22 protein-coding genes are annotated in these 22,579 nt (G+C 73.8%); 10 read left to right on the forward strand and 12 right to left on the reverse strand.

Going from position 1 to position 22,579, the window contains the following annotated elements:
* Positions 1–16: 16 nt before the first annotated feature.
* Positions 17–610 (reverse strand): AAA family ATPase, encoded by a 594-nt coding sequence (locus tag ACFYUV_RS07425; RefSeq protein WP_387666044.1) that lies wholly within the window; start codon positions 608–610, stop codon positions 17–19.
* A 445-nt stretch (positions 611–1,055) separates the two neighbouring features.
* Here ACFYUV_RS07425 and ACFYUV_RS07430 point away from each other — a divergent pair, with 445 nt between their 5' ends.
* The gene (locus ACFYUV_RS07430; protein ID WP_358294213.1) at positions 1,056–1,769 is read left to right on the forward strand and encodes a hotdog fold domain-containing protein; all 714 of its coding nucleotides are present in this window, start codon (positions 1,056–1,058) and stop codon (positions 1,767–1,769) included.
* A gap of 44 nt (positions 1,770–1,813) precedes the next feature.
* On the opposite strand, the gene ACFYUV_RS07435 is transcribed toward ACFYUV_RS07430, so the two are convergent.
* Positions 1,814–2,662 carry an alpha/beta fold hydrolase gene (locus tag ACFYUV_RS07435; RefSeq protein ID WP_387666047.1) on the reverse strand — a complete coding sequence of 283 codons (849 nt, stop codon included), beginning with the start codon at positions 2,660–2,662 and terminating at the stop codon, positions 1,814–1,816.
* A 113-nt stretch (positions 2,663–2,775) separates the two neighbouring features.
* Between ACFYUV_RS07435 and ACFYUV_RS07440 the strand changes: the two genes are divergently transcribed.
* Entirely contained in the window at positions 2,776–3,462 is a 687-nt protein-coding gene (locus ACFYUV_RS07440; RefSeq protein ID WP_387666049.1) for a type 1 glutamine amidotransferase, read from the forward strand.
* 41 nt (positions 3,463–3,503) lie between these two features.
* Here the strand turns inward: ACFYUV_RS07440 and ACFYUV_RS07445 are convergent, their stop codons facing one another.
* Complete coding sequence (locus ACFYUV_RS07445; protein WP_387666051.1) at positions 3,504–4,097, reverse strand: HXXEE domain-containing protein; 594 nt, start codon at positions 4,095–4,097, stop codon at positions 3,504–3,506.
* An 82-nt stretch (positions 4,098–4,179) separates the two neighbouring features.
* Here ACFYUV_RS07445 and ACFYUV_RS07450 point away from each other — a divergent pair, with 82 nt between their 5' ends.
* Together ACFYUV_RS07450 and ACFYUV_RS07455 are read left to right on the forward strand one after the other, a co-directional pair.
* The gene (locus tag ACFYUV_RS07450) at positions 4,180–7,101 is read left to right on the forward strand and encodes a bifunctional [glutamine synthetase] adenylyltransferase/[glutamine synthetase]-adenylyl-L-tyrosine phosphorylase (protein ID WP_387666054.1); all 2,922 of its coding nucleotides are present in this window, start codon (positions 4,180–4,182) and stop codon (positions 7,099–7,101) included.
* 33 nt (positions 7,102–7,134) lie between these two features.
* The gene (locus tag ACFYUV_RS07455) at positions 7,135–8,178 is read left to right on the forward strand and encodes a hypothetical protein (RefSeq protein WP_387666056.1); all 1,044 of its coding nucleotides are present in this window, start codon (positions 7,135–7,137) and stop codon (positions 8,176–8,178) included.
* 13 nt (positions 8,179–8,191) lie between these two features.
* Here the strand turns inward: ACFYUV_RS07455 and ACFYUV_RS07460 are convergent, their stop codons facing one another.
* A complete protein-coding gene (locus tag ACFYUV_RS07460; protein WP_387666058.1) occupies positions 8,192–9,019 on the reverse strand; it encodes a LysR family transcriptional regulator in 828 nt (275 codons plus the stop codon).
* An 83-nt stretch (positions 9,020–9,102) separates the two neighbouring features.
* Between ACFYUV_RS07460 and ACFYUV_RS07465 the strand changes: the two genes are divergently transcribed.
* Entirely contained in the window at positions 9,103–10,377 is a 1,275-nt protein-coding gene (locus ACFYUV_RS07465; RefSeq protein ID WP_387666061.1) for an MFS transporter, read from the forward strand.
* A gap of 32 nt (positions 10,378–10,409) precedes the next feature.
* Positions 10,410–11,096, forward strand: a complete 687-nt coding sequence (locus ACFYUV_RS07470; RefSeq protein WP_387666064.1) for a B3/4 domain-containing protein — start codon at positions 10,410–10,412, stop codon at positions 11,094–11,096.
* Between the two features lie 25 nt (positions 11,097–11,121).
* Here ACFYUV_RS07470 and ACFYUV_RS07475 read toward each other — a convergent pair whose 3' ends face one another.
* From ACFYUV_RS07475 to ACFYUV_RS07485, 3 genes are all read right to left on the reverse strand, one after another.
* Positions 11,122–11,355, reverse strand: coding sequence for a hypothetical protein (locus ACFYUV_RS07475; RefSeq protein WP_352353417.1), 234 nt, complete (start codon positions 11,353–11,355; stop codon positions 11,122–11,124).
* Between the two features lie 240 nt (positions 11,356–11,595).
* Positions 11,596–13,020, reverse strand: coding sequence for a type I glutamate--ammonia ligase (glnA, locus tag ACFYUV_RS07480; protein WP_352323044.1), 1,425 nt, complete (start codon positions 13,018–13,020; stop codon positions 11,596–11,598).
* 95 nt (positions 13,021–13,115) lie between these two features.
* Positions 13,116–14,138 (reverse strand): hypothetical protein, encoded by a 1,023-nt coding sequence (locus ACFYUV_RS07485; RefSeq protein WP_387666066.1) that lies wholly within the window; start codon positions 14,136–14,138, stop codon positions 13,116–13,118.
* Positions 14,139–14,215: 77 nt separating this feature from the next.
* Here ACFYUV_RS07485 and ACFYUV_RS07490 point away from each other — a divergent pair, with 77 nt between their 5' ends.
* The 4 genes from ACFYUV_RS07490 (at position 14,216) to ACFYUV_RS07505 (ending at position 17,484) form a co-directional block, all read left to right on the forward strand.
* A complete protein-coding gene (locus ACFYUV_RS07490) occupies positions 14,216–14,677 on the forward strand; it encodes an RDD family protein (RefSeq protein ID WP_387666068.1) in 462 nt (153 codons plus the stop codon).
* Positions 14,674–15,870: an MFS transporter gene (locus ACFYUV_RS07495; RefSeq protein ID WP_387666070.1), complete on the forward strand. Its 1,197-nt coding sequence runs from the start codon at positions 14,674–14,676 to the stop codon at positions 15,868–15,870. The genes ACFYUV_RS07490 and ACFYUV_RS07495 overlap by 4 nt, the downstream gene beginning before the upstream one ends.
* A 49-nt stretch (positions 15,871–15,919) precedes the next feature.
* On the forward strand, positions 15,920–16,543 hold the full coding sequence (locus ACFYUV_RS07500; protein WP_387666073.1) for a TetR/AcrR family transcriptional regulator: 624 nt from the start codon (positions 15,920–15,922) through the stop codon (positions 16,541–16,543).
* A gap of 89 nt (positions 16,544–16,632) precedes the next feature.
* Positions 16,633–17,484 (forward strand): hypothetical protein, encoded by an 852-nt coding sequence (locus ACFYUV_RS07505; RefSeq protein WP_387666075.1) that lies wholly within the window; start codon positions 16,633–16,635, stop codon positions 17,482–17,484.
* Here the strand turns inward: ACFYUV_RS07505 and ACFYUV_RS07510 are convergent.
* The 5 genes from ACFYUV_RS07510 to ACFYUV_RS07530 all read right to left on the reverse strand — a co-directional run bounded on the left by ACFYUV_RS07510 (position 17,465) and on the right by ACFYUV_RS07530 (position 22,551).
* Complete coding sequence (locus ACFYUV_RS07510) at positions 17,465–18,229, reverse strand: class I SAM-dependent methyltransferase (protein WP_387666078.1); 765 nt, start codon at positions 18,227–18,229, stop codon at positions 17,465–17,467. The two genes, ACFYUV_RS07505 and ACFYUV_RS07510, sit on opposite strands and share 20 nt — an antisense overlap.
* Positions 18,229–18,909, reverse strand: coding sequence for a DUF4191 domain-containing protein (locus tag ACFYUV_RS07515; RefSeq protein WP_352323051.1), 681 nt, complete (start codon positions 18,907–18,909; stop codon positions 18,229–18,231). The genes ACFYUV_RS07510 and ACFYUV_RS07515 overlap by 1 nt, the downstream gene beginning before the upstream one ends.
* Positions 18,910–18,966: 57 nt before the next feature.
* The gene (locus ACFYUV_RS07520) at positions 18,967–21,312 is read right to left on the reverse strand and encodes a glycoside hydrolase family 3 C-terminal domain-containing protein (protein WP_387666081.1); all 2,346 of its coding nucleotides are present in this window, start codon (positions 21,310–21,312) and stop codon (positions 18,967–18,969) included.
* 67 nt (positions 21,313–21,379) lie between these two features.
* Positions 21,380–22,171, reverse strand: a complete 792-nt coding sequence (locus tag ACFYUV_RS07525; protein WP_358294186.1) for an alpha/beta hydrolase — start codon at positions 22,169–22,171, stop codon at positions 21,380–21,382.
* Positions 22,168–22,551 (reverse strand): VOC family protein, encoded by a 384-nt coding sequence (locus ACFYUV_RS07530; RefSeq protein WP_387666083.1) that lies wholly within the window; start codon positions 22,549–22,551, stop codon positions 22,168–22,170. Before ACFYUV_RS07530 ends, ACFYUV_RS07525 begins: the two co-directional genes overlap by 4 nt.
* Positions 22,552–22,579: the final 28 nt, after the last annotated feature.

Genomic DNA, 22,579 nt, shown 5'->3' on the forward strand with positions numbered 1-22,579 from the left:
ATCCCCCCGGACGCCGTCAGTCGGCGGGGGCGCGGTCGGCGCTGTCGAAGACGATGTGCGTCAGCAGGTCGGCCTCGGCGCGGGTGAGCACGTGCGCGCTGACGGCCGGGGCCGGGTCGCCGCCGGTCACCCGCGCCAGCAGGCTCTCCCAGCGGCGGCGGTGGCGGGCGAACGTGCGGGGCGCGACCACCCGGCCCCTGGCGTGCTGCCCGGCGACCGCCGCCTCCGGCGGCGCGTCGAGCAGCAGCAGGTGGAAGCTCGCCTGCTGCCTGCGGGCCAGCCAGGCGAACCCCTTCAGCACGTACGTGGCGCAGCCCCGGTTGTGCGCGAGGACCGCCTGACCGCCGGCCAGCGCCCGGCTGATGCGGCTCAGGTGGGTGGCGAACACCACGGCGCGGCGCACCGGACGGGGGGCCCAGAGGATCCGGCCGTCCCAGCGCAGGCGGGACTGCCCCGAGTCGATCACCACGACCGCGTCGGCGGCGACGGGCGCGCTCTCGGCGCCGTGGAGGCCGTAGAGGCGGCGCAGCAGCGTGGTCTTGCCGGCGCCGGGCAGCCCGGTCAGCACGACCAGCGACCGGGGCGGAAAGCGTAACGTCGCCCGCTGCACAGCCCCACCCCGCCCGATCGTATTCGCTTCGACCCCTGTTCGCGCCAGCATAGGGCGCGGGGGCGCGCGGCGGGCGGGCCCGGCCGCCGGAACGGTCCGACGGGATTCACCGGGAATGGGCCCGGGGCGGGGAAATCACGGGATAAGGTACTGCCGACGCCTTGATCGGTCTCACCCCGGATACAGATGCGGCTCCGGGTTGGGGCCGATTTTCGTTGTTCCTCACCCCCGAGTCACATCCGTGCCATGGACGGCGCCGACCCTGGGAGGGGACGGCCGGGGGCGGCCGGGGAAGTTTCGGCCACGCCTGTGGCGTTATGGCATGAGTCGGCCGTCGGTCAGGGACCCCCAGCATCGTGGTAATCCGGGAGTCCAGTAAAATCGGCCTACTCTTTACGATATTTCCGGACTTCTCGCCTTCTGGGGCGATATTGGAGGGTGTGGCATGACGACGGCTGCCCTGCAGACCGTGTTGACCGTTCCCGAGCGTTTCCGGGGCCCGGTGGGAGTCGCCAACGGCGGCTGGATCGCGGGCACCATGGCAGAGGCGCTGAACGGCGGCCGATCAGCGGTCGAGGTCACGCTGCACGCGCCCACGCCCCTGGAGACCGAGCTGCGCCTGGAGCACGTCGCCAACAGCGTCTCGCTGTCCGACGGCGACAAGGTCCTGGTCGAGGCCATCCCCGTCGCGGAGACCCTGACCGGGCCCGGGTTCGTGCCGTTCACCGACGCCGCCCGCGCCGAGGCCGGGTTCGTCGGCCTGAAGGCCCACCCGTTCGCCGAGTGCTTCGCCTGCGGCCTGCGCGAGCCGGGCGACGGCCTGCGCATCTTCCCCGGCCCGGTGGAGGGCTCCGACCTGGTCGCCGCCGGCTGGCGGGTGCCGTTCACGGTGAGCGGCGAGGACGGCGTGCCCGCCTCGATCGTGGGCGCGGTGCTCGACTGCATCACCGGCTGGGCGCACTTCGGCCCCGGCGAGTCGGCCCTGCTCGGCCGCCTGGTCGTGCAGATCAACGGCCCGGTGCTGCCGGGTGGCCGCTACTCCGTCGTGGCCCGTCCGACCGGCCGCGACGGCCGCAAGATGTACGGCGAGAGCGGCATCTACGAGGACGACGGCACCCTGGTGGCCGCCGCCCGCGCCACGTGGATCGCTCCACGCTGACCTGCGTCTGCGAACGGCCCCCGAGCTCGGCTCGGGGGCCGTTCTCATGCCCCGGTGATCCGTTCCAGGACGGTCGTCACCGGCTGCTCGTCGAACAGGATCGTGTAGTGGTTGCAGTCGGGCACGACCTCGTCGCGCAGGCCGGGCACGCGGGCGGTCCAGGTGCGGGCGACCTCGTCGGGGAGCATGCCGGTGTCCTGGTTCAGCAGGCCGCGCGGGGCCCTGAGCAGGTGGGCGGGCGCCTTGATCGCGGCCAGCGCGGCGCCGATCTCGGCGGTCTCGGTGCGCATCCAGCGCCCGTCCGCCAGCACGGCCTCGCCGACCGCCCGCGAGCGCAGCGCGCCCTCGGGGCCGTCGAGGTCGTAGCGCACGTACGCCTCCACGTCGGGGCTCCAGTGGCCGACGAAGGCCGGGTGGGCCTTGAAGAAGTCCACGTACTCCTCCGGCGAGGCGAACGTCCGGCGCAACCGGGCCAGCGCGGGGCCGAGCGTGGCCGCCAGCGCGGCGTCGGGGTCCGCGCCCTCGGGCAGGGGGAGGGGGAGGCCGCCGTCCACCAGGACGACCCGGTCGAAGTCGCGCTCGGCCGCGGCCAGCACGGCCACGTACGCGCCCATCGAATGGCCGGCCAGCACCGCGTCCGGGCCCGCGCCGACGTGCTCGGCGACGCGCAGGACGTCCTCGGCGTGCCGGGGCAGCCCGTACGGGCCGGGCAGGGAGGCGCTGTGACCACGGCCGCGCAGGTCCATCGCGATCAGCGACCACTCCTCGGGCAGCCGTCGTCCGACCGCGCCCCAGGCCATCAGCGAGGCGCTGATGCCGTGGACCGCGATGACCTTGCGGGGGCCGGTGCCGAACGTGGCGACGCGGAGCCCGTCCACTTCGTCGAATCTCATAGCCGGATCCTAGGGACGCCGTCCGGGGCCGGGAGTCACCGGCCGTCGCGCGCGCAGTTCGCACGGCGGGCGTAAGGGCGTTTTCGCCAAAAAATGCGGATAAATTACCCGATATGCGCATCACCGTGATCGAGCACGAGGCCGGCGCCGGGCTCGGCCACCTGGCCGACTGGCTGGGCCTGACCTGCGACGTCGTACGGCCGTACCGGGGTGAGCCGGTGCCGGAGCGGGCCGCCGACGGCCTGATCGTGCTCGGCGGCGCCGCGGCCGCCTGGGAGGACGAGCGCAGCCCCTGGCAGCCCGCCACCCGCGCCCTGCTGCGCCGCGCCGTGGCGGAGGGCACGCCCACGCTGGGCATCTGCCTCGGCGCCCAGCTTCTCACCATGGCGCTCGGCGGCACGGTCGAGCGCGGCGGGAACGGCCTGGAGGTGGGGGCGTGCGAGGTGGTCGCGCTCCCCGCCGCCGCCTCCGACCGGCTGCTGTCCGGCGTCCCGGCCCGGGCCACCGCCATCCAGTACCACCAGGACGCCATGACGCGGCTGCCGCAGGGCGCGGTGCCGCTGATGACCGGGGCCCAGTACCCGAACCAGGCCTACCGGGTCGGCGAGCGCGCCTGGGCGGTGCAGTTCCACCCCGAGGCCACCCCGGAGATCTTCACCTCCTGGACGGCGGAGTCGGACCTGGCGGCGGCCGAGGACCTGAACGCCGCCGTCAAGGCCGCCGAGCCCGCCCTGGTCGCGACCTGGCGCCCGGTGGCGCAGGCGTTCGCCCAGGTGGTCGAAGCCTCCCGCCCGACCTGACAGCCCAACCCGGGCGGCCAGGAGCCGGACGCCGGTGCTGGTCAGAACCAGCGGTCGCGGCCGAGGCCGTCCGTGGCAGATGACTCCGTGGCCGACGACTCGGCGGCCGATGGCTCGGCGGCCCGGTCATGGCGGCGGGTGAGCAGGTGGGCGACCGCGTGCACGCCACCCACCGCCAGTGGCAGCGCCGCGAGCCCGAACGCGGCCGACCGCCCCGGCGCCGCCACCACCCCCGCCCGCCGCAACCGCCGCCATGCCCACGCCGAGAACGGGATCACCACCAGCGGCGCCGTCACCACCCCCGGCGTGTACCCCCGCGTGGCGGCCGCCTGCGCCAGGTGGACGACCCCGTGCAGCCCGAACCCGGCCAGCACCGCCTGGAACACCGGGCTGCGCCCGCCGCTGCGCGCCCCCAGCGCCGAGGCCCCCGCCACCACGCCGCCCATCAGCCCGATCGCCACGTTCACCCGCGCCTGCGACACCTCCAGCCGCTCCCACGGCACCCCCGGGTACAGCCGCTCCAGCCGGGGACGGGCCCGCCGCGCCCATCCCGCCATGGTCGCCAGCTCCTCGGCGTCGTGCACGGCCCAGGCCGCCAGCAGTCCCCAGGTCACCGCCGCGGGCATCCGGCTCATGTCGTCCCCCTCCTCAGCAAACACAACGCTACGTTGCGTTGTACTTTACGGCCTTCCGGAAGCCACCTGTCAAGATGAGCAGGTGCCCAGGATCGAATCGACCGCCGCACGCCTGGCCAAGCTCGGCTTCGCCGACGGCGCCAGAGCCGCCCAGCTGCTCGACCGCACCCCGGCCGACCTCGACGACCTCCTGGAGTTCCTGGTCGCCGTGGCCGATCCCGACCTGGCCCTGGTCTCGCTGACCCGCCTGGCCGAGCGCGAGCCGGCCGTCCTGACCGCGGTGCGCGAGGACGAGCGGCTCAGGGCGCGCCTGTTCGCCGTGCTCGGCGTCAGCGCCGCGCTCGGCGAGCACCTGGTCCGCCACCCCGGGCAGACGGCCCTGCTGGCCGAGCCCGAGCTGGGCGAGGCGCGCGCCGCGCTGCTGCGCGCCGTCGGCGCCGAGCCCGGCGAGCCCGAGCCGCGCGCCGGCGACCCCGACCCGCTGGTGGCGCTGCGGGTCGCCTACCGGGGCCGGCTCATGCACCTGGCCGCCCGCGACCTCACCGGGCAGGCCACGCTCGCGGAGGTCATGGCCGAACTGTCCGACCTGGCCGGCGCGGCGCTGGAGGCCGCCCTCGCGATCGCCCGCGCCGAGGTCGACGACTCCGAGGCGCGCCTGGCGGTCATCGGCATGGGCAAGTGCGGCGCGCGCGAGCTCAACTACATCAGCGACGTCGATGTGATCTTCGTCGCCGAGCCGCGCGAGGGCGCCGACGAGACCAAGGCGCTGCGGTCGGCGACCCGGCTGGCCCAGGCCATGATGCGGGCCTGCACGGCGGCCACCCAGGAGGGCTCGCTGTGGGAGGTCGACGCCGGCCTGCGCCCCGAGGGGCGGTCCGGCCCGCTGGTCCGCACCCTGGCCAGCCACCTGGCCTACTACCGCCGCTGGGCCAAGACCTGGGAGTTCCAGGCGCTGCTCAAGGCCCGTCCGGTGGCGGGCGACCAGGAGCTCGGCGAGTCCTACGTCCAGGCGGTCAACGACCTGGTCTGGACGGCCGCCACCCGCGAGCACTTCGTCGAGGACGTCCAGGCCATGCGCCGCCGCGTCGAGTCGCACGTGCGCGCCGAGGGGGAGCGGCAGCTCAAGCTGGGGCCCGGCGGGCTGCGCGACATCGAGTTCGCCGTCCAGCTCCTGCAGCTCGTGCACGGCAGGCTCGACCCGCTGCTGCGCCGCCGGGCCACCCTCCCGGCCCTGGCCGCCCTCTCCCGCGGCGGCTACGTCGGCCGCGACGACTCGCGCGGGCTCGCCGAGGCGTATTCGTTCCTGCGCCAGGTCGAGCACCTGTTGCAGCTCCACCGGCTGCGGCGTACCCACCTGCTGCCCACCGACGAGGCCGACCTGCGCAGGCTCGGCCGCGCCCTCGGCATGCAGGCCGACCCGGTGGGGGAGTTCACCGCCCGGTGGCGCCGGCACGCCATGGAGGCGCGGCGGTTGCACGAGAAGCTGTTCTACCGGCCGCTGCTCCAGGCGGTGGCCCGGCTGCCGGAGTCGGAGGCGCGGCTGTCCACGGCCGCGGCGGCGGCCCGGCTGGAGGCGCTCGGCTACGTCGATCCGAGCGGCGCCCTGCGGCACATCGCCGCGCTGACCACGGGCGTGTCCAGGCGCGCGGCCATCCAGCGCACGCTGCTGCCCGTCATGCTCGGCTGGTTCGCCGACACGCCCGACCCCGACGCGGCGCTGCTCGGCTTCCGCCAGGTCAGCGACAAGCTCGGCAGCACCCCCTGGTACCTGCGGCTGCTGCGTGACGAGACGGCGGTGGCCGCCCGCATGGCGCGGGTGCTCGGCACCGGCCGCTACGCCACCGGACTGCTCATGCACGCCCCCGACGCGGTCGCGATGCTCGGCTCCGACGCGGAGCTGGCCGTGCGCCCGCCCGAGTCGCTGCGCGGCGAGGCGTCGGCCGCGGTGTCCCGGCACGCCGGCGACCCGGAGACCGCGGTGGCGGCCGTGCGCGGGCTGCGCCGCAGGGAGCTGTTCCGCACGGCCGTCGCCGACATCTCGGGGCTGCTCGACATCGAGGCCGTCGGCACGGCCCTGTCGTCGCTCACCGACGTGACCCTGCAGGCCGCGCTCGACGCCGCGCTGGCCAAGGCCCCCGACGTGACCAGGTTCGCGGTCGTCGCCATGGGCCGCCTCGGCGGCATGGAGTGCTCGTACGCCAGCGACGCCGACGTGATGTTCGTGCACTCGCCGCTGCCCGGCGTGGAGGAGCGGGAGGCCACCGACGCCGCCTTCGCCGTGGCCAACGAGCTGCGCCGGCTGCTGTCGCTGCCCGCGCCCGACCCGCCGCTGCTCATCGACCCCGACCTGCGCCCCGAGGGCCGCCAGGGGCCGCTGGTGCGCACGCTGGCCTCCTACCGGGCCTACTACGCCCGCTGGTCGTCGCCGTGGGAGGCACAGGCGCTGCTGCGCGCCCGCTTCTCGGCCGGCGACGCCTCCCTCGGCGCCGCGTTCACGTCCGTGATCGACGAGCTGCGCTACCCGGCCGGCGGGCTGCGCGAGGACGCGATCAGGGAGATCAGGCGGCTCAAGGCGCGCATGGAGGCCGAGCGGCTGCCGCGCGGCGCCGACCCCGCCCTGCACACCAAGCTCGGCCCCGGCGGGCTGTCGGACGTGGAGTGGGTGGCCCAGCTGCTCCAGCTCTGCCACGCGGGCGAGGTGCCGGCCCTGCGCACCACCCGTACCATCGGGGCGCTGCGCGCGGCGGCGGCCGAGGGGCTGCTGGACCCGGACGACGAGCGCGTGCTGGCCGAGGCGTGGCGGTTCGCCTCCCGGGTCCGCGACGCGATCATGCTGGTCCGGGGCAGGCCGGGGGACAGCGTGCCGGCCGAGGCGGGGGAGCGCCGGCTCATCGCCCGTACGCTCGGCTACCCGCCGGACGGCTCGGAGGACTTCCTCGACGACTACCGCCGCGTCACCCGCCGCGCCCGCCAGGTCGTCGAGCGCGTCTTCTACGGGGGTTGATCCCGGTCCGCGGCCGGGTGTATCAAGGCGCAGGTGTTATCCGTTTACGTGGACCTGGCCCTCGGCCTGGTGGTGTCGTTCCTGCTGCTCTCACTGCTGGTGAGCGGGGTCAACGAGGCGTTCGTGCGCCTGCTCGCGATCCGCAGCAAGTTCCTGTGGGCCTACCTCAGGGACACCCTCGACGGCGCCGACGCGCAGGGCAGGTCGTGGCTGCCCGCCAAGGTGCGCGACGTGTTCGCCGCGCTGCCGTTCACCCGTGATCCCCGGCCGGTCCACAGCGACCAGCCCGCGCCCGCCGAGCCCGGCACGCTGCCGGTCGCCGAGCCCAAGGCGCAGGACGCCATGGTCAGGCTGCTGTACGAACGCGTCCAGGAGATCGACCACCCGACGAAGGGCCGGACGAGCATCGCGAACATCCCGCCGGGGCGCTTCGCCGTCGCCCTGATGGAGATGGCGGCCGCCGAGCCCGAGGGCGTCGAGGGCTTCCTGGCCAAGCTCAAGGGGATGGGCAGCCCCCTGTACGGCCACCTGCGCGGCGTCTGGGAGACCGCGCAGCGCGACCTCGACCGGTTCAGGCAGGGCGTCGAGACCTGGTTCGACGGCGAGATGGAACGCCTGTCGATGTTGTACAAGCGCTACGTCAAGTGGGTGGTGGCCGTCCTCGGCCTCCTGGTCACCCTGCTGTTCACCATGGACGGCCTGGAGTACGGCAAGACGCTGCTGCGCGACAACGCCTTCCGCGCCTCGGTGACCGCCGTGGCCGAGGCGGGCCCGGCGGCCTACGACGAGCTCAAGGCCCGGTGCGGCCAGTCAGACCCCGTGCCGTGCATCACCGAGACGCTCAGCGAGCCCGCGATGGTCCAGATGCTCCAGCACGCGCTGGTCAGCATCGCCATCCCGGCCGAGGGCGACCCCACGCTGCACTGGAACGGCGCCACCTGGTGGAGCCGGCTCACCACCCCCAGCCACTGGCCCGGCTACCTGCTGACGTACGTGGCACTGCTGTTCGGCGCCCCCTTCTGGTGGGACGTGTTCCGCCGCATCACCGGCATCAAGGCCCGGCGCAAGGACCAGTGAACAGGCCGCCGGATCAGGCGCTCATGGCGTACAGCACGTCCCGCAGCGACTCCTCGCGTCCGCGCAGCCAGACCAGGCGCAGGGCCAGCGCGGGCGCCCGGCAGTCCAGCGCGACCAGCGCGCCGGAGCCGAGGTCGGCGCCCAGCGCGAAGTCCGGCAGCAGGGCCTGCCCGAAGCCCTGCCTGGCCCACTCGCGGGCGGTGGCGATGCTGGTCAGCTCCCTGCGCGGCACGTCCGGGCCGAACGCCTGGTCGGCCGCGAGCCGGATCGAGCAGCCGGGCGGGCTCACCAGCAGCGGCTCCCGCTCGCCGTCCGGCGCGGCGACCAGCGACAGCGCGACCTCGCCGACGTCGAGGAAGTCCATGCCGGGCGGCGGGGTGAACCCGAGGCCGCCGATCCGCGGGCCGAGGTCGAGCAGGAGCGCCGCGTCCAGGTCGCCGGAGGCCACCTGGGCCAGCAGGTCCTGCCGCATCAGGGAGCGCACGTCCACGTCCAGGTCGGGGCGGCGTTCGGACAGGCGGCGCAGCACGGCCGGCAGCCGGGCGGCGGCCAGCATCTCCAGCGCGCCGACGCGCATACGGCGGCGCCGGCCGGTGACCGCGCGGCGCACCTCCTCGGCGTGGTCGAGCAGGCCCTGTGCGCGGCCGAGCAGCGCGGCGCCGGCCTCGGTCAGCCGCATGCCCTGCGGCGTGCGCTCGAACAGCGGCACGCCGAGGCTGCCCTCCAGCCTGCGCACCTGCTCCGACACCGAGGCCGGGGCCAGGCCGAGCGCGTTCGCCGCGCCGGTGACGGTGCCCGCCCCCGCGACGGCGACAAAGCCCCTCAACTGCCGCAAGTCCATATAAAGCAGCATAAGGTTTTCCCGAATGCCCCGTACGGCGCCGCCTGTTGAGGGGGAAAGTGGCGTTTGACCAGGCTGTGGGCATGCGAATGTTCGGTTTCTCCCTCGCCTACTTCCTGGTGATCCTCGACACGACCGTGCTGACGATCGCGCTGCCGGACCTGCGCGCCTCCCTCGGCGGCTCGCTGGCCGGGCAGCAGTGGGCGGTCAACGCCTACACCGTCGCCTTCGCCGCGTCGCTGCTCACCGCCGGCGCCGTGGCCGACCGGTTCGGCGCGGCCCGCGTCTTCAAGGCCGGGGTGGCGTTGTTCGGCGCGCTGTCGCTGCTCAGCGCGGCGGCGCCGGACCTCGGCGTGCTGGTCGTGCTGCGCGCGCTGCTCGGCGTGGCCGCGGCGCTGTGCACCGGCGGCTCGCTCGGGCTGCTCGCCGAGATGTTCCCGGCGCCCGCCGCCCGTGCCCGCGCCACCGGCCTGTGGGCGGCCGTCACCGGCTCGGCGCTGGCCGCCGGCCCCCTGCTCGGCGGCCTCCTGGTCGGACTGTCCGGCTGGCGCGCGGTCTTCCTGGTCAACGTGCCCTTCGCCGTGGTCAGCCTGCTGATCATGCGGAACGTCGTTTCCCCGCGCGGCTCCCGGCGGATCGACTGGCAGGTCCAGGCCCTGGCCTGCGTGCTGCTCGGCCTGGTCGCCGAGGCCCTGATCGACAGCTCCGCGCTCGCCGCCGGGCTGGCCGTGGCCGTCCTGGTGGCGCTGGTGCTGGTGGAGCGCCGCAGCCACGCCCCCGCCCTCCCCGGCGGCCTGCTCGCCGCCACCTGGCCGGAGCTGCTGGCCGGGACGGTCGCCAACTTCGCCTTCTCCGGCGCGCTGTTCGTGCTCACCCTCCTCCTCCAGGACACCCGCCACCTGTCCCCGGTCGCCGCCGGGCTCGCCTTCCTGCCGCTCACCCTGCCCATGACGGTGAACCCGCTGCTCACCGGCCGCCTGGTGGCCCGCTACGGCCCGCGTCCGCCGATCCTGGGCGGTCTCGCCCTCCTCGCTACCGGTCTGGCGGGGGTGGCGTTCACCGACGTGCTCGCGCCCTGGCTGGTGGTCATGGGGTTCGGGCTGTCGTTCGTGTTCCCGGCGCTGATGGCGGGCATGGTGAACGCCGCCCCCGCCGGCACGGCCGGCACCGCGGGCGGCGTGCTGAACGCCTCCCGCCAGGTCGGCGCCACCCTCGGCGTGGCGGTGCTGGGCGTCGTCGGGCGGCCCCTGCTCGCCGCGGCCGTCCTGACGGCGGCGACGTTCGGCTGCTACGCCCTGGCCGCCGCCCGCGCCCGGCATGCCGCGCGGGGACGACGGGAGGCCGCCGCAGTATCGTGAGGCGCACGAGTCAGACGACCGGCGAGGTGACAGTGCGTTTCCAGCATTCCGCGGACATCTGGCGGGACTTCCCCGACCTGGTGCCCTTCGCGCTCCACGTGGCGGGCGTCGACGCCGCCGCCCGCGTCGACGACCAGGTGGCCCGCTACGGCGACCTGGCCGCCCGGCGGGCCGCGCCCGAGAGCGAGCTGCCCGAGATCCAGGCGTGGCGGCGGGCGTTCACCCGGATGGGGCTCAAGCCGACGCAGTACCGGTGCGCGTCGGAGTCGCTGCTGCGCCGCTTCAGGAAGGAGGGCGCACTGCCGCGCCTGCATCCCCTGATCGACCTGTGCAACGCGGTCTCGATCGCCTTCGCCGTGCCGGTGGCGGTGTTCGACGTCTCCCGCGTCTCCGGCTTCGTCGAGGTGCGGTACGCCTCGGGCGAGGAGACGTACCTGACCTTCTCCGGCGAGACGGAGCACCCGGCCGCCGGAGAAGTGATCTTCGCCGACGCGGACGACCAGGCGCACGCGCGCCGCTGGACCAACCGGCAGAGCGGCCTGTCGGCGGTCCGCGACACCACCACCGACGTGCTCATCGTGGCCGAGGCCCTGCACGAGACGGCCCGCGCGGACGTCGAACGCCTGGCCACGGCCCTCTACGACGAGCTGACCGCCCTGTGGCCGGTGTCGCCGAAGTCGGAGATCCTCACCGCGTCGGCGCCCCGCTTCGACTTCTGACCACGGGGCGGTCCCCGCTCATGGCTCAGCAGGGCGTGAAGTAGACCTTCTGGGTGCCCGACAGGACGCCCCACTCGCCGGCGGGCTGGCCGCAGCCGAACCAGCGCTGGCCGACGAGCTGGTCGCCGTTGAAGTAGGCGAAGACGACGAGGAGATCGCCACCGGGCGGCGGCGGCGGGATGGCGTGAGCCGGGGTCGAACCGAGACAGAGCGCGCCGGCGGCCAGCACCGCGGCTAACAGCCCTCGTCTGATCCTCATGACGGTCCTCCAGATCCTTCGGGCGCGTTCGGCCGATGGCCGGTTGCGTGATCTGGGATCAAGGTAACCGCGTTCGCCGACCCCCGCCAGAGCCCTCCCAACCGGCCGTTGCGGGGGCCGGACGACCGGCCCGAAGGGCGCGGTGGCTCCGTTGCGCGGGAGTGAGCGAGAAGGGGCCCGGTGCCGTCATCGGCGCCGGGCCCCTTCGTTCCGGGTTCTCCCGAGGGGAGAACCGCGGCCTCACACGTCGTAGTACAGCTCGAACTCGTGCGGGTGCGGACGCAGGCGGATCGGGTCGACCTCGTTCTCCCGCTTGTACGACACCCAGGTCTCGATCAGGTCGGGCGTGAACACGCCGCCTTCGAGCAGGTAGTCGTGGTCGGCCTCCAGCGCGTCGAGCACCTCGGGCAGCGAGCCGGGCACCTGCGGCACCTGGCGGGCCTCCTCCGGCGGCAGCTCGTACAGGTCCTTGTCGACCGGCTCCGGCGGCTCGATCTTGTTGCGGATGCCGTCGATCCCCGCCATCAGCATCGCCGAGAAGGCGAAGTACGGGTTGCACGACGGGTCGGGCACGCGGAACTCGATGCGCTTGGCCTTCGGGTTGGACCCCGTGATCGGGATGCGCACGCAGGCCGAGCGGTTGCGCTGGGAGTAGACCAGGTTGACCGGGGCCTCGTAGCCCGGGACCAGGCGGTGGTAGGAGTTGACCGTCGGGTTGGTGAAGGCCAGCAGCGACGGCGCGTGCCGCAGCAGGCCGCCGATGTAGTAGCGGGCGGTGTCGGACAGGCCCGCGTAGCCGACCTCGTCGTAGAACAGCGGCGAGCCGTCCTTCCACAGCGACTGGTGGCAGTGCATGCCGGAGCCGTTGTCGCCGAAGATCGGCTTGGGCATGAACGTGACGGTGTGGCCGTACTCCAGGGCGGTGCTCTTGATGACGTACTTGTAGAGCATCAGGTTGTCGGCCGTCTTGAGCAGCGTGCCGAACCTGAAGTCGATCTCCGCCTGGCCCGCCGTGCCGACCTCGTGGTGCTGCATCTCGACGTCGATGCCGCACTCGATGAGGTTGCGCACCATCTCCGAACGCAGGTCGGTGAAGTGGTCCATCGGCGGGACCGGGAAGTAGCCGCCCTTGTAGCGCGGCTTGTAGCCCAGGTTGCCGCCCTCGGCCCGCTTGCCGGTGTTCCAGGCGCCCTCGATGGAGTCGATGTAGTAGTAGCCGGCGTTCGCCTTCGTCTCGAAGCGCACGTCGTCGAAGATGTAGAACTCGGCCTCGGGGCCGAAGTAGGCCGTGTCGGCGATGCCGGTGCCCTTGAGGTACTCCTCGGCCTTGCGCGCCACGTTGCGCGGGTCGCGGCTGTAGGCCTCGCCGGTCAGCGGGTCGTGCACGAAGAAGTTGAGATTGAGCGTCTTGTGCTGGCGGAACGGGTCGAGCACCGCGCTGGACGGGTCGGGCAGCAGCAGCATGTCCGACTCGTGGATCGCCTGGAAGCCGCGGATGGACGAGCCGTCGAACATGAGCCCGTCGGTGAAGACGTTCGCGCCGAAGTTCTCGACCGGGAAGGTGAAGTGGTGCGTCGTCCCCGGCAGGTCGGTGAACCTGACATCGACGAACTGCACCCCTTCGTCACTGATGAACTTCAGGACGTCGTCGGCGGAGTTGAACACTCTCGAACCTCCCTGAGGGACTGGCCATCATGCCGACGCTAGGTCGCGGCCGTTTCCGTACGGTGTCTCGATTGTTTCGCATGTGTTACGCAGGGTCACGTCCCCTGGGACGTGTCGCAGCCTCCGTCGAAATCCGGCCGGACGTCCAGGTCGTAGGGGTCGGTGGCCGGGCCCGTCGGCGCGACGGAACCGGGCGGGTCGTCCTCGTAGACGGGGTGGACGAACCCGTCGTCGATGTCGCAGTCGGCCGGGGTGCTGCTCATGCCCCAGTCCACGTACACGGCGGGCTTGCCGTCCGAGCGGTAGAGCTGCACCTCGCCGGTGAGCTGCGAGACCAGCCGCATGGTGGTGGCCGGCACGCCGGGGCGGCGCACGGCGTAGACGGCCAGGTAGTTCACGTCGACCTTGACGCCGTGCAGCCCGTCCTCCCGGAAGGTGCCGAGGCGGGCGGCGCCATTGATCTTGACCACGTCGGTGGCGAGCTCGGCGCTGCCGGGGGCGAAGCTGTGCACCATCTGGCGGCTGTCGTACTTCTTGCCGCCCAGCTCTTTGGAGAACTCCTCGCGCTGGTCGGCGTCGAGCAGCCCGGCGAACGCCTTGGGCCTGCCGCCCAGCAGGGTCTCGCGGTCGAGCAGGGCCGCCGCCAGCAGGGCGCGGGTGCGCTCCAGGCCCTTGGCCACCTCCGCCTTCGACAGGCCGCCCAGCGCCTTCGCCGCCGGCATCACGAGGCCCGCGGCGCCGTCGGCGTAGCGCTCGGCGGGCGAGCCGGCGAAGGGGTCGTCCGCGTCGACGGGGTTCGCGGGCAGGGACAGGGCCTCCAGGCCGGGGTTCCCGCCGAGCAGGTCGGGGCGGTAGGTGACCACGAGCCCCGCGGCGCCCACGATCGCGCACAACGCGATCAGGGCGACCGACATGCGCCCGAGCCGGCGCGGACCGTGGCCGACCGGCACGTGATCGGCGGGTAAGCGGTCCCGCCGCGGCGGGCGTGGCGGGCGTTGCCGCGTCACGCCTTCCTTGGCCCCCTTGGCGGCGGACGAGCGCATCCTGCGGCGCTCGCCCTCGTCGATCTGCGCGACCACCTCGTTGAAGCGCGCGTCAAGGTCATCCCCGTGTGGCATGGCGACCATGATGGCGAGGGCAGAGCGCGGTTGGGTCACGATGCCGACCGCCCCGGGGGCCGGATACCGTTGACGGCATGAGCAGCAACGAGCCTCGGTGGACGCAGACCTGGCTGGGCGGCATCCGGTCCGCCGGGATCGACCTCGGATATCCGGGTGAGCGTCTCGGGCTGCCCGAGGAGGGCAGCGGATCGGTCGCCGGGTGGGGGCGCAGGATCGCCGCGCTCGTGATCGACTGGATGATCTGCACCTGGGTCGTCGTGCAGCTGCTGCTCAGGATGAACCCGGCCGAGTCCCCGTGGGCGCCGGCGCTGGTGTTCGCGCTCCAATACCTGCTGCTCGTCGGCTTCATGGGCCAGACGTTCGGCCACCGGCTGGCCGGCGTCCGCGTCGCCGCCATGGACGGCGGCGCCCCGCGCCTGCTGCCCGTGCTGGTGCGCACCGTCCTGCTCGGCCTGGCCCTGCCCGCCCTGATCTGGGACCGTGACCACCGCGGGGTGCACGACCGGGTGTCCAACACCATGGTCGTCCGGATGTGACGACCCGCCGGGCCGGGGCGGGCCGGTGGTTCGGCCCGCTCATGGTGGCGGCGGTGTGCGTGCAGGCGGCGACGTTCGCGGCCCGTCCCATGGTCAGCTACCGGGCCATCGAGATCGGCGCGGGCAATCTCGGCATCGGGCTCATCACCGCCGGGTTCTCGGTGCTCCCGCTCTTCGCGGCCGTCTCCGTCGGGCGCCGGGTGGACGCCTCCGGCGAGCGCGGCGCGGCCCTGCTGGGCGCCGCGCTGATCACCGGCAGCGCCCTGGCCCTGGCCGTGGCCCGCTCGTTGTGGGCGCTGGTGCTGCTCAACGCGCTGTTCGGGCTCGGGCACCTGCTGTCCGTCGTCGCCCAGCAGGCCGTCATCGCCAACCGGGTGGCCGCCGGGGGCCACGACCGCGCCTACGCGCGCTTCACCGTGTTCACCTCGCTCGGCCAGCTCGCCGGGCCGTCCGCCGCGGCCCTCGTGGCGGACGGCACGCTCGCCACCGGTGGCGACGCGGGGGGTGGGGCCGGCGTCGGGCCCGCCCTCGTCGTGGCGGCCGGGTTCGGGCTGGTGGCGGGGCTGGCGAGCCTGTGGACCGACGGGCCGGGCCCGGCGCGCGGGCGGGCCGCCGTCCGGCGTTTCCCGCTGCGCGGCACGCTCGGCCAGGAGGGCATGTGGCAGGCCCTGGTCACGAGCCTGGCCACGGTGTCCACGATCGACCTGGTGCTGGCGTACCTGCCGGCCTGGGGGCAGAGCCGCGGCGCCGGGGTGGCCGCGGTCGGCGCGCTGCTGGCGCTGCGGGCCGCCACCACCATGGCGAGCAGGCTCGCCATGGAACGCCTGGTCCTGCGGTACGGCCGCCGCGCCGTCCTGGTGACCAGCACCGTCGCCGCCGCGGTCACCGTCGCCGCGCTGCCGCTGTGCGGCCCGGCCGCCGCGGTGCCGGTGGTCGCGCTGATGGGCTTCGCGCTGGGGCTGGGCCAGCCCCTGACGCTGTCCTGGGTGGCCGGTCGCGCGCGGGCCGGCGAGCGCGGCACGGCGCTCGCGCTGCGCCTGACCGGCAACCGGCTGGGTCAGGTGCTGGTGCCCGCCGTGGCGGGCGTGGTGGCGGGGGCGACCGGCGTGCTCGGCGTCTTCGCGCTGAGCGCCGCCATGCTCGCCGCCACCGCCGGTCTGGCAGCCCGCGCGCCGATGAGCACCGCGGAGTAGAAACCCGTACCGGGTTTGTTTTCCTACCCGGTACGGTTATCGTGGAGCCATGATGGCGGGGCTCAGGGAGCGCAAGAAGGAGCAGACGCGGCGGCGCATCGCGGAGACGGCTCTGCGGCTGTTCGCCGAGCGCGGCTACGACGCGGTGACGGTCAACGAGATCGCCGAGGCGGCCGGGGTCGCGAAGGTCACGCTGTTCGCGTACTTCCCCAGCAAGGAGTGCCTGGCCCTCGACGGCGTCACGGAGGACACGGCCGCGATCGTGGCGGGCCGGGCGCCGGGCGTCTCGCCGCTCGGCGCGCTGCGCGAGCACTACCGGACGATGGCCGCCCAGGGGGCGCGGGACGTGGACGTGGAGGGGCTGCTGACCCGCGTCCGGGTGATCGCGGCCACCCCGGCGCTGCTGGCGGCCGTCCAGCAGACCCACGCGGGCGAGCGGCACGCGCTGGCCGCGGCGCTGGGCGAGGCCGTGGGCGCGCCCGCGGGCGACCTGACCGCCCAGCTCATGGCGGCCCAGATCACCGCCACGATCACCACGCTGCAGGAGGCGTTCTTCCACCGGCTCGCCTCGGGGGGCTCGCTGGAGGAGGCGGGCCGGCTGCTGGCGGACGACGTCGAGACGGCCTTCGATCTCCTCGAAAACGGCTTTTCATCGACAAAAGGGGAAAAATAGTGATAAAAGGGATTAACTATGACACTGGGTTTCTGAACGGCCCGCAGCTCAGCCGCCGGACCTTCGATCCCGACGTCGTCGCCCGCGAGATGCGAGTGATCGCCGACGAGCTCCACTGCACGGCCGTCCGCGTCTCCGGCGGCGATCCCGACCGGCTCTCCGTCGCGGCCGAGCGGGCCGCGGCGGCCGGTCTGGAGGTGTGGTTCGCGCCCTTCCCCGTGGACGCCACCCCCGAGCAGGCCGTCGCCCTCTACGCCGACTGCGCCGCCCGCGCCGAGTCCCTGCGCCGCACCGGCGCCGAGGTGGTGCTGGTCGCCGGGTGCGAGACCAGCGCGTTCTGCCACGGTTTCATCCCCGGCGCCACGTACGGCGAGCGCCTGCAGGCCATGACGACGGCCGACCTCGCCTGGTGGCAGACGACGGCCGCCGACGTCGCGCCCCGCTTCAACGCCTTCCTGGCCGAGGCCGCCGCGGCGGTCAGGGCCCGGTTCGGCGGCCCGCTCACGTACGCGTCGGGCCCCTGGGAGTTCGTCGACTGGACGCCCTTCGACATCGTCGGCGTCGACGCCTACCGCGCCGCCCACAACGCCGCCGACTTCCCCGCGGAGGTGCGCGCCCACTTCGCCCACGGCAAGCCGGTGGCCGCCACCGAGTTCGGCACCTGCGCCTACAAGGGCGCGGGGGAGCGGGGCGGCTCGGCGTGGCTGGTGCCCGAGGGGGCCGTGCCCGACGAGGGCGAGCAGGTCCGCTACTTGGCGGAGTTGCTCGACGTCTTCGAGGCCGAGGGCCTGGCGGCCGCGTTCTGGTTCACCTTCGCCGCCTACAACCGGCGCGGCGCCGACGACCTCGGCTCCTACGGCGTGGTCAGGATGCTCGACGAGACCCGCTGGGAGCCCAAGGAGGTCTTCGCGGCCCTGGCGGCTAGGTATTCGCGCAGGTGAAGATGGCCGTGCCGGGGATGTGCCGGCCGCGCAGCGGGCTCCAGCCGCCCCACGCCCGCTCGTGCCCCTGCGGCCACTCCGGCTCCAGCAGGCCGGTGAGGGTCAGCCCGGAGGCGGCCAGCAGGCCGATCCAGTCGCCCATCGTGCGGTGGTGCTCGACGTAGGAGGGGGTGCCGTCGTCGTCCCGCTCGACGTAGGGCGAGCGGTCGAAGTAGGAGCGGTCGGAGGTGAGCCCGCGCGGGCCGGGATCGTCGGGGAAGGCCCACCGGATCGGGTGGCTCACCGAGAACACGAACCGGCCGCCCGGCCGCAGCACCCGGCGCACCTCGCGGAAGACCGCCAGCGGGTCGGCCACGAACGGCAGCGCCCCGTACGCCGAGCACGCCAGGTCGAAGGCGCCGGACGCGTACGGCAGCGACTCGGCGTCGGCCTGCGCCACGGGCACGCGCAGGCCGGTGTCGAGGTCGATGCGCTGGGAGTGGCGCAACTGCCGGTGGGAGATGTCGAAGGCGGCCACCCGGGCCCCCTGCGTCACCAGCCACCGCGCGCACTGCGCCGCGCCGCAGCCGATCTCCAGCACCCGCCGGCCGCGCACCTCGCCCAGGAGATGCGCCTCGGCCTCGTCGACGCCCTCGGGGCACCAGACGAACCCGGTGTCCCGCAGGAAGCCGCCGTGCTCGACCTGGTAGTCGTCGGCGTTGCCGTCCCACCAGTGGCGGTTGGCCCGCGAGGAGACCGACAGCACTAGCGCATCTTCGGGCCGCGCGGCATGCGGGCCCCCTTGGGCATCGGGCCCTTGGGCATCGGCAGGTTCTTCGGCAGCGAGCGCAGCCGGTCCTTGACCTCGTTGACCGAGGGCTTCTTCAGGTTGCGCGGCAGCTTCATGATGTGCCGCTGGAGCTTGGCGATCGGCACCTGGCCCTCGCCGTCGCCGCACTGGATGTCGTAGATCTCGACGCCCAGCACCACGCGCGCGACCCGCTTCTTCTCGGCCGCGAGCATCTTGGCCACCCGGTTGCCCGGCCCCTCGGAGACCAGCACGACCCCCGGGAAGCCGACGACGAGGTGGACCAGGTCCTGGTCACGGTTGACCGCGATGGCCGGGGTGACCTGCCAGTTGCCCCGCATGCCCTGCAGGACCGCGGCGGCGGCGCCCGTCTGGCCGTGCAGGATCGAGTACTGGGCCTTCTGGGCGAGCTGGCCGAAGACGACCAGCCCGACGGTGAGCGCGGCCAGGACGCCGATGAACACCGAATACCACAGGTAGTCCGTGACCAGGCCGATCACGACGACCACAGCCAGCGTGCCCACCGCCGAGAGGAAGACGATCGGCATCCCCTTGGGATTGGCCTGCTTGATGATCTGCGCGATCATGCGGAGCTGCTTGATGCGCCCCGGCTTCTCTGGATCCTCGGACTTTGCCATGCTCAGAAGGATACAAACCAACTGGTGCACTATGGAAAACGCGACCGGCCTTTGTCGCTAGATCTTCACCGTGGTCGACAGCCTCGGGTCCGCGACGTGGTGCGACGCCTGGAGCGTGTACTCGCCCTCGACCGTGCGCCAGCCGTCCTCCCACACCTGGAAGGCGCTGTCGGGCAGGAACACGGTCGTGATCACGGTCTCTCCCGGCCCGGCCTCGACCACGTCGAACCCGGCCAGGCGGCGGTCGGCGCCCCGGCAGAGGTAGAGCTGCACGACCTCGCGGCCGAAGCGGTCGCCGGTGTTGGTCAGCGCGACGGTCACGGTCGTGCCCTCGGCGGCGATGGAGTCGTAGCTCCACGTCGTGTAGCCGAGGCCGTGGCCGAACCAGAAGGCCGGAGCCCGCCCCGACCGCTCCCAGGCCCGGTACCCGATGAACGCGCCCTCGTCGTAGGCCACAGCGCCGTCCACGGGGGTGACGTCCGTGACGGGGGCGTCCGCGAGCGTCGCGGGCCAGGTGGTGGGCAGGCGGCCGCCGGGCTCGGCGCGGCCCGACAGCACGTCGGCCAGCGCTGACCCGGCCTCCTGTCCGGGGAACCAGGTCAGCAGCACGGCCGCGACCTCGTCCGCCCATGGCATCTCCACCGGCGAGCCCGCGTTGACCACGACCACCGTGCGCGGGTTGGCCGCGGCCACGGCGCGGATCAGCTCGTCCTGGCGGCCGGGGAGCGCCAGGGTCTCGCGGTCGAAGCCCTCGCTCTCGACCTCCGGCGTGGTCGAGGCCACGACCACCGCCACGTCGCTGTCCGCCGCCACCCGCACGGCCTCGGCGATCAGCTCGTCCGCCCCCGGCGCCGGGTCGGCGTGGCCCAGCGTGTACGCCACGAACGCCATGCCCCCGAAGGCCCCCGCCGGATGCGTCACGCTCAGCTCGTACGACTCGCCCGCGGCCATCTCGACGGCGAAGCGCCGCTCCGGCGGCGACAGGAACGCGGCCGCCGGATCGCCCCCTTCCGGCTCGATCGTCACGTCGAGGACGGTCTCGCCGTTCACCGCGACGGTGAAGGCGCCCACGCCCGCCACCGACAGCTCGTGCCGGCCCGACGTGCCCGGCGTGTACGCCGCCCGCAGCCGCACCGCCCCGAGCCGCTCGCCGTCCACGTCCGGCGGCAGCTGGCCGACCCACCGCGCCTCGGCCGCCGCCAGCGGATGCTCGGCCAGCAGGCCGCCGCCCGCGTCGAGGAACTGCGCCACGACCGGGCAGGCCAGCGGCGCCAGGCGGATCCGCGGGTCGGTCCCGACGGCGTGCCGGACCTCCACGCCCTCCAGCGCGCTCAGCCCGGCCAGCGGCGAGACGATCCGGTCGGGGAAGACCTGGGCGCTCCCGCCGCCCATGACCCGGGCCTCGCCGGCCGCCGAGCCGATGAGCGCGAGCGTGCGCACGTCCCGCAGCGGCAGCACGCCGTCGTTGGTGAGCAGGGTGAACCCGCGCGCGGCCACCTCGCGGGCCAGCGCGAGTCCGTCGATGACGCCGGGGGCGGGCCGGTCCTCGCCGCCGCCGAGCGCGCCCGTGCGCCGGGCCAGCCGCAGGACGCGCCGGACCTTGTCGTCGACCACCGACTCGGGCACCCGCCCTTCCCGGACGGCGGCCTCCAGCTTGTCCCCCCACGGGCCGAACGGGCCGGGCATGGCCACGTCGGTGCCGCCGAGGGCGGCGGCCTCGGTGCTGCGCACGGCCGTCCAGTCGGACACGACGAGCCCGTCGAACCCCCACTCATCCTTCAGCACGCCGTTGACCAGGGCGGAGTGCTCGGTCATGGTGGTGCCGTTCACCGCGTTGTAGGCCGTCATCAGCCCCCACGCGCCGGCCCGCACCACCCGCTCGAACGGCCGCAGGTACACCTCGCGCAGCGTCTTCTCGTCGACCCGCACGTCCACGGTGAAGCGGTCGGTCTCGAAGTCGTTGGCCACGAAGTGCTTGGGCGTGGTGGCCACGCCGCCCTCCTGCACGCCCTCGACGTAGGCCGCGCCGATCTCGCCGGTCAGGTACGGATCCTCCGAGAAGCACTCGAAGTGCCGGCCGCCGAGCGGGGAGCGGTGCAGGTTGATCGTGGGCGCGAGCAGCACGTGCACGCCCTTGCGCCGGGCCTCCTGGGCCAGCAGCGCGCCGGCCCGCCGGACGAGCTCCACGTCCCACGTGGCCGCGAGCGCGGTCGGGCTGGGCAGCGCGATCGACGGGTCGGCGGAGGTCCACTGCTCGCCGCGGACGCCGATCGGGCCGTCGCTCATCACGAGCCGGTCGAGCCCGATCTCGGGGATCGGCGGAAGGGACCACATGCCGGCCCCGGTGAGCAGGCGGATCTTGGTGGGGAGGTCGAGCCGGGCGATCAGTTCGTCGAGTTCCACGGCATCAGTGTTCACCAGAAAACCGAGCACTCGATAGGTTTGTGACCTTTACGTTACGCAAAGCCTGTCACCGGGCGAAGAACTCCAGCAACTCGGGCACCAGCGCCTCCGGCGTCACGGCGTGGGCCTGCTCCTCCAGCACCCGGTGCCGCGCCCCCGGCACGCCCGCCGCGACCGCCAGCGCCGCGCCCGCCATCCACCGGGGGCTCCGCTCCCCGCTCAGCACCAGCAGCGGCTGTGCGATCGCGGCCAGCGTGGCGGCCGGCAGCCGGTTGCCCGGCCCGAGGACGGCGGCCTCGTAGGCCAGCGTGCGGGCCACGTCCTTGAGGTGCGCCCACGACGCGTCGGCCCGCATCGCGGCCACGGCCTCGACCGGCACCTCGGCCGCCTCCACCATGAACCGCTCGACCGCCTCCTCCCAGCGGCCCGCGTCCACCAGCGCGTCGAGCTGCGCGGCGAAGTCGTCCGGCAGCGGGGGAGCGTCGTCGTCCACGTGGTACGGCGGCTCCCACACCGCCACCCTCGTGATGCCGAGGCCCCGGGCGGCGGCCTCCAGCACGAGCGCCGCGCCGGACGAGCCCCCGAACACCATGGCCGTCCCGCCCGCCGCCCCGATCACCGCCGCCAGGTCCTCGATCTCCCGCTCGACCGCGTACGGCCGGGTGTCGCCGCTGCCGCCCCGGCCCCTGCGGTCGTAGTTGACGACCGTGAACCAGGGCGCCAGCGCGGCGGCCACGCCCGCCAGCGTGGGGTGCGCCCGGTCGCCGAACGCGCCGTTGACCAGCACGACCGCGGGCCCGGCGCCGTAGCTGTCGTAGGCCAGCACGGTGCCGTCCGCCGAGGTGGCGTGGCCGTTCACGCGGGCTGGACCAGGCAGAGGGCCTCCCAGTGGTGCCCGTCGAGGTCGGCGAAGCCGCGCTGGTAGCGGAACCCGGCCTCCTGCGGCACGCCGGCCGGGGTGGCGCCGAGCGCGAGCGCCTTGTCCACCAGCTCGTCCACCTGGGCCGGGTTCTCCATGCCGAGCACCAGGATGGCCTCGGTGCTGGTGGTGGCGTCGGCGATCTCCTTGGTGACGTACGTCGAGAACGTCGGCTCGGTGAGCAGCATGACCTGGGTCTGCTCGTTGACGAGCACCGAGGCCATGCCCTCGGCCATGCCGTACATCGTGAAGCCGAGCTCGGTGAAGAACTTCTGCGACCGGTCCAGGTCCTTGACCGGAAGGTTGAGGAAGAGCTGCATGTCGTGCTCCTAGGCATCTGGGGTGTTT

The organism is Nonomuraea sp. NPDC003560 (assembly GCF_042878785.1).
GTDB lineage: Bacteria > Actinomycetota > Actinomycetes > Streptosporangiales > Streptosporangiaceae > Nonomuraea.

Excerpts from the sequence above, each read along its gene's own strand:
- ACFYUV_RS07430 (WP_358294213.1), top strand. The coding sequence starts at position 1,056 with ATGACGACGGCTGCCCTGCAGACCGTGTTGACCGTTCCCGAGCGTTTC.
- ACFYUV_RS07435 (WP_387666047.1), bottom strand. The coding sequence starts at position 2,662 with ATGAGATTCGACGAAGTGGACGGGCTCCGCGTCGCCACGTTCGGCACC.
- ACFYUV_RS07440 (WP_387666049.1), top strand. The coding sequence starts at position 2,776 with ATGCGCATCACCGTGATCGAGCACGAGGCCGGCGCCGGGCTCGGCCAC.
- ACFYUV_RS07445 (WP_387666051.1), bottom strand. The coding sequence starts at position 4,097 with ATGAGCCGGATGCCCGCGGCGGTGACCTGGGGACTGCTGGCGGCCTGG.
- ACFYUV_RS07460 (WP_387666058.1), bottom strand. The coding sequence starts at position 9,019 with ATGGACTTGCGGCAGTTGAGGGGCTTTGTCGCCGTCGCGGGGGCGGGC.
- ACFYUV_RS07465 (WP_387666061.1), top strand. The coding sequence starts at position 9,103 with ATGCGAATGTTCGGTTTCTCCCTCGCCTACTTCCTGGTGATCCTCGAC.
- ACFYUV_RS07475 (WP_352353417.1), bottom strand. The coding sequence starts at position 11,355 with ATGAGGATCAGACGAGGGCTGTTAGCCGCGGTGCTGGCCGCCGGCGCG.
- ACFYUV_RS07485 (WP_387666066.1), bottom strand. The coding sequence starts at position 14,138 with ATGCCACACGGGGATGACCTTGACGCGCGCTTCAACGAGGTGGTCGCG.
- ACFYUV_RS07490 (WP_387666068.1), top strand. The coding sequence starts at position 14,216 with ATGAGCAGCAACGAGCCTCGGTGGACGCAGACCTGGCTGGGCGGCATC.
- ACFYUV_RS07500 (WP_387666073.1), top strand. The coding sequence starts at position 15,920 with ATGATGGCGGGGCTCAGGGAGCGCAAGAAGGAGCAGACGCGGCGGCGC.
- ACFYUV_RS07505 (WP_387666075.1), top strand. The coding sequence starts at position 16,633 with ATGCGAGTGATCGCCGACGAGCTCCACTGCACGGCCGTCCGCGTCTCC.
- ACFYUV_RS07515 (WP_352323051.1), bottom strand. The coding sequence starts at position 18,909 with ATGGCAAAGTCCGAGGATCCAGAGAAGCCGGGGCGCATCAAGCAGCTC.
- ACFYUV_RS07530 (WP_387666083.1), bottom strand. The coding sequence starts at position 22,551 with ATGCAGCTCTTCCTCAACCTTCCGGTCAAGGACCTGGACCGGTCGCAG.